Annotated in this window: 6 protein-coding genes; 5 read left to right on the plus strand and 1 reads right to left on the minus strand. The window is 28.5% G+C overall.

From position 1 onward, the window contains the following. Positions 1–239: 239 nt before the first annotated feature. From ABY863_RS12620 to ABY863_RS12635, 4 genes are all read left to right on the plus strand, one after another. Positions 240–671, plus strand: coding sequence for a hypothetical protein (locus tag ABY863_RS12620; protein WP_372795383.1), 432 nt, complete (start codon positions 240–242; stop codon positions 669–671). A gap of 319 nt (positions 672–990) precedes the next feature. Beyond that, the gene (locus ABY863_RS12625; RefSeq protein ID WP_372795385.1) at positions 991–1,695 is read left to right on the plus strand and encodes a VIT family protein; all 705 of its coding nucleotides are present in this window, start codon (positions 991–993) and stop codon (positions 1,693–1,695) included. A 74-nt stretch (positions 1,696–1,769) separates the two neighbouring features. Further along, on the plus strand, positions 1,770–2,168 hold the full coding sequence (locus ABY863_RS12630; RefSeq protein ID WP_372795387.1) for a hypothetical protein: 399 nt from the start codon (positions 1,770–1,772) through the stop codon (positions 2,166–2,168). A 28-nt stretch (positions 2,169–2,196) separates the two neighbouring features. After that, positions 2,197–2,715 carry a hypothetical protein gene (locus ABY863_RS12635; RefSeq protein ID WP_372795389.1) on the plus strand — a complete coding sequence of 173 codons (519 nt, stop codon included), beginning with the start codon at positions 2,197–2,199 and terminating at the stop codon, positions 2,713–2,715. A 341-nt stretch (positions 2,716–3,056) separates the two neighbouring features. Here ABY863_RS12635 and ABY863_RS12640 read toward each other — a convergent pair whose 3' ends face one another. Beyond that, on the minus strand, positions 3,057–3,440 hold the full coding sequence (locus ABY863_RS12640) for a hypothetical protein (RefSeq protein WP_372795391.1): 384 nt from the start codon (positions 3,438–3,440) through the stop codon (positions 3,057–3,059). A gap of 597 nt (positions 3,441–4,037) precedes the next feature. On the opposite strand from ABY863_RS12640, the gene ABY863_RS12645 reads away from it, so the two are divergent. Further along, positions 4,038–5,470: PAS domain S-box protein (locus ABY863_RS12645; RefSeq protein WP_372795393.1), on the plus strand; the 1,433-nt coding region annotated here is incomplete at its 3' end.

Raw genomic sequence — 5,470 nt, forward strand, 5'->3', positions numbered from 1 at the left:
TAGTGACTTTAAAAGTGAATAAAGTTATTTTTATTGGTTATTATGAATGGAGAACTCTTGATACAAAAACAATAACAGTAACAATAAATTTAAAAGATTTACCCGATTAAAAATAACTTAAAGCTATATTCAGAAAAATAATTATAAAACAAATCAGATCTATCGCCTTTATAATGTCAATTCTCAACCGTCCTGAATAAAGGCTTCATAATATTAAACAATTTTTAAAATAAATAATTATGAAAACTACTTTTAAAATTCTGGTAATTTGCTTGTCAATTCTTTGGTTAAACAACTCATGCTCAAAAGATGATTCGCCAATATTAGTAATTGATGATTACTTTATAACCATTCATGAAAACCCAATAAATGACCAACTTATTGGAACCATTCCTTCAGAAATAAATAGTAATAGAGAGTTATATTATTCTTTTTCAATAATTTCTCAATCTGCTGAAAATGCTATTATATTAGAAAATGGTGGTTATTTTTCAACGGAAATGATATCAATATATGTTAATGACAAAACAGTGTTTGATTTCGAAACCAATCCAATTATTATAGCTACAATAAAAGTTAATGCTGTTAGCTATAAATTAGATTTTAGTCAAGAAATTCATGACACAAAAACCATTACAATCACAATAAATTTAAACGATTTGGCTGATTAAAAACAAATTCATAATACTGGATTAAATAAATAACAAACATTCAACAAACTATTTGTTAAAACCGAAAAATCTCCAATTTTTAAGTCGCATAAATCTTATAAAAACTCATTTTAGCCTGTTTTTAAGAAAACCTTTTGAAGGACACAAAAATCCTAACATCTAATATAAATCGTATCAAAAAAATAAAGTAAATTTACTTGAAAATTTAAAACTGAACTTTAAGTTCACTCATTTTTAGCCATTTAAAGGTTAAAAAAATGGTTTAACTTGATAAATAAAAAACGAACATAATATACTAAAATTAAGATTTTTATAAAAAATGGAAGACCAAACAGATAATTATTTAGACAACCATTATATTCATAGAAGTAACTGGCTGAGAGCTGCTGTTCTCGGTGCAAATGACGGAATTCTTTCAACAGCCAGTCTTGCAATTGGTGTTGCAGCGGCCAGTCACAGTAGAGAATTAATAGTTTTTACAACTTTAGCAGGCTTGGTTGCTGGCGCTTTATCTATGGCTGCAGGAGAATATGTCTCTGTAAGTTCTCAAACAGATGTAGAAAAAGCTGATATAGAAAGAGAAAAACAGGAGTTAATAGAAATGCCTGAATTGGAACTAAAACGATTAGCTGAGATTTATGAAAAAAGAGGTCTGAAAAAAGAAACTGCACTAACAGTTGCAAAAGAACTGACCGAATATGATGTATTGGGAGCACATATTAGAGATGAATTAGGGATTAATGAAATAAGCCAAGCTCAGCCCATCCAAGCTGCTTTTGCATCAGGCGCGGCTTTCACAGTTGGTGGAGTTCTACCGCTTTTAGTAGCGCTATTTTTACCATTAAAAAGTATGGAGTATTCCCTTTATGGTTTTGCCCTTTTCTTCCTTATAATTTTAGGTTCATTGGCAGCTAAAACAGGTGGCTCTAGTATGGGAAAAGCAATTATTAGAATTACATTTTGGGGAACTATCGCAATGGGATTAACTGCTTTAGTTGGGTATTTATTTGGTGTAAATGTGTAACTATAAGTGTTTAACATAAAACCATTTATAACTGATTATACTATTAAATGTTATAGTTCGTTTATAAAAATATAATGATTAAAATTTTTAAAAATATATTGTCTAATAGTGCCTTAGTTGTGATTTTACTTCACACTTTTATTCCACATCCACATTCTGAGGATATGGTTGAAAAAGAACATATTAAACTTCATACTAATTCTAATTCAATTTATGGTATTCTAAGATTTGTATTTCACGAAAATAATGATGAAAATTTAGATTCTTTAGTTTTTGCTCAATATAACATTAATAAGAAAACCAAAATAGATTGTCAATATTCAGAAACTAATATACCAGATTTTAATACCTCAAAAATTGTAAACAAAAAAGTATCTAAAAATTTAAAATCAACTATTCATAAATTATTTATTGTTAAACTGAACGGCGTAAGAGGTCCTCCTTCTTTTACAACTAATGAATACCTAATATAAAAATAGTAACAATAAAAAATTTAAAATTATGGATGCAACACATCTTCATTTAATACTAACACACTTCCCTATTGTGGGAACAATAATTGGAATTGGAATATTGGCATATGGTCAAGTTTTTAAAAACATAGAAATTCAAAAAGTAGCACTAGCCACTTTCATATTAATGGCATTATTAACAATTCCAGTTTTCCTTACGGGAGAAGAAGCAGGAGAAACTGTTGAAAATATCCCAGGAATTTCTGAACAATTAATTGAAAACCACGAAGAACTTGCTGAAAAAGCAATTTGGGTAATGGGACTATTAGGGGTTTTATCATTTATTAGTTTATTTGCAATTTTCAAAAAATCATCATTTTCAAAAGCAATAACTATAGTTACTTTAATTGTTTCAATAGTTACATTTGGTTTATTTGCTCAAGTAGGTAATTTAGGAGGGCAAATTAGACACTCTGAGATTAGAACAGATAGTAATATTAATCAAGGAGATAATGAAAATTCTCAAAATGGAGAAAGAGAGGACAATGATGATAATGATGATGATTAATTAAAAACCACTACCAACAATAGGTAAATAAAATTGCTTAATTCAGTAAAATAGAATGTTTCTAAAACATAAAAAACTTAAATTTAAGCATAGGAAAGTTATGGTTTCAAAACCGTAACTTTTCTTATTTTAAACCGTTGTGCAACATTTTGACCCGTCCTGAAATAAGGCTACATAATTATAAACAGTTATTTACAAAAACGACAGCGTAACCATACGTTACAGCAAATCATTCAAATAAAAAATTTTATCCAAACTAGTACAGGAAATACACTACATATAAACTTTGAAAATTTTTATCAGATTACACCTATAGCCAGTAAATTAAGATAGTTAGATTGTTATCGTATGCGTTTATAATTGAGTGCTTTCAACCTTCTTTTCAATTGTTTAGATGCTTTATATACAATGTTTACTCCTTTAATGTTCGTTTTTCCTAAGGGTTCCAAAGAATTGGCACCAGTACCTTTTAACGTTGCCTGAAAAGAACCCAAAGGATCAATTCTAACAATGCGTCCTTGTGCAAGCGCATCTCCAATAGCTAAGGAAAGTGTCATAATTACTCCGTAACAATCGCCAACACTCATAGTAGAGCGTGTGGCTACTAATTCAGCCAAACTTTCTAAATCTTCTTCACCTTCATGGATGGCACAGGGATAGTATTTTATCTCTGGAGGTGTTACCATCGTATTTTTTTTAGGTAACATTTTAAACTTAATAGGCATCGTGATTTTTTTAATAGGTTAATAAAATTTATTTAATAGAGAAGTAAATGAAAAGTATATGTATATATTTTTTCAATTAGCAAGTAAATTTAAATAAAAATATAGGGCTATTAGCTAAAAGATAGCTATTTATTTTACAAAAGGTATATAGGACTTTTTTAAAAGATAGCTATTAATTAAAGTAAAGATATATACAAAACACTTTAAAAATAGCCATAAATAACATTAAAGATATAGTGCTTTTAACTTTATAGCTTTAAAGCAACACAACGGAAGCAAATACAATAAATATGTGAATGCTTAAGCTGTAATATGTTACTACTATAAAAGTACTATTTTTATGTTGTTTATCATTAAAAAAAGTACTTTTTTTAACAAATAAGAAGATCTTGATTAATCACTAATAAATACATGATTATTAGTTAATTTTTTATAAATTTAATGATGCCAACTAAAAATTGCGTAATTGGTGAAAATTGTAACAAAAATAAGGACCTATTAAAATAAATACGTCTATCCTCAAAATAATAGCAATCAGCAATTAGTGTTGTTTGGATTTACTAATCTATAAGCAATTTAAAAAAATTGAAATGCAAAATGGAATCAAAACCAACCTATCAAGAATTAGAAAATCAGATTGCTAAGTTCAAAAAACCGCATGAAATTAGTCCGCTGAATTCTTCAATTCAAAACGAGCAACTATACCATTCCCTATTTAAAAATATGACAGAAGGATTTGCACATTGTAAAATGCTTTATAAGAATAATCACCCCGTAGATTTTATATATCTTGAAGTAAATCATGCTTTTGAAATTTTAACTGGTTTGAAGAACGTAGTTGGCAAACGTATTTCTGAAGTTATAGTTAATCATAAAAATGAAAATAAGGAACTATTTAATTTATACAACAGAGTTTCTAAAACTGGCATATCCGAAAGAATTGAAACTTTTGTACCCCCTTTAGAAATATGGTTTTCCATTTCAGTTTACAGTTTGCAAAAGGGAGAATTTCTTGTGATTTTTGATAATATTACCGAACGTAAGAAGTCAGAGGAGGTACTAAAAATAAGTGAAGCTAAATTTCGTGGGTTATTTATTCAATCACACATTGGCACAGCCATTGTTGATTTGGATAAATGCTTTATTAAGTGTAATGAGGCATTCTGTCGTTTTTTAGGGTATTCAGAAAAAGAGTTAATAGGTAAAACAATCACTGACTTTACGTACACTGAAGACAAAGAGATTGGTATGAAAGAAATGAAAAAGATAGCTAAAGGAGAAATTAAATCTGCTAAGGTGCAGAAACGCTATTTGCGAAAAGATGGCATTGTTGTGTGGGGTGAGCTTACTATCAGTATCGTTCAGGGTGAGGATAATAGACCACTTTATTTTTTACCCATCATTCAGGATATTACTGAGCGACACATGGCTGAACAAAGGCTAAAAGAAAGTGAAGTGAATTTAAAAGAACTTAATGCTACCAAAGACAAACTTTTTTCAATCATATCACACGATTTAAGAAGCCCGTTTAGTGGTATTTTAGGCTTTTCTGAACTATTAAAAGAAAATTTAAAAGAACTTGCTATTTCACAATCTGAAAAGTATGCAGCATTTATAAATTTATCAGCCAAAAACACACTTGTTTTACTTGATAACTTATTAAATTGGGCAAAATCTCAAACTGGTCAAATTAATTTTAATCCCCAAAAAATTATTTTATCATCAAGTATACAGGAAATAATAGAACTAACAAATTCACAAGCAAAAATTAAAAACATATCTATAAATAAGATTCTACCAGATGAAATTGAAGTTTATGCAGATGTAAATATGCTTAGAATAATTTTACAAAATCTTATTTCAAATGCAATCAAATTCACAAAATCAGGAGGAAATATAAATATTACTGTAATTTCAGTTAAAAACCAAGTTGAAATTTCTATTTCCGATAATGGAATTGGAATAAATGAAGAAAAACTTAAAACATTATTTGATATAGCTTCAAATACAACTTCCCTTGGAACTGCTAA

It is taken from the genome of Lutibacter sp. (genome assembly GCF_041562875.1).
Taxonomy (GTDB): Bacteria; Bacteroidota; Bacteroidia; order Flavobacteriales; family Flavobacteriaceae; genus Lutibacter.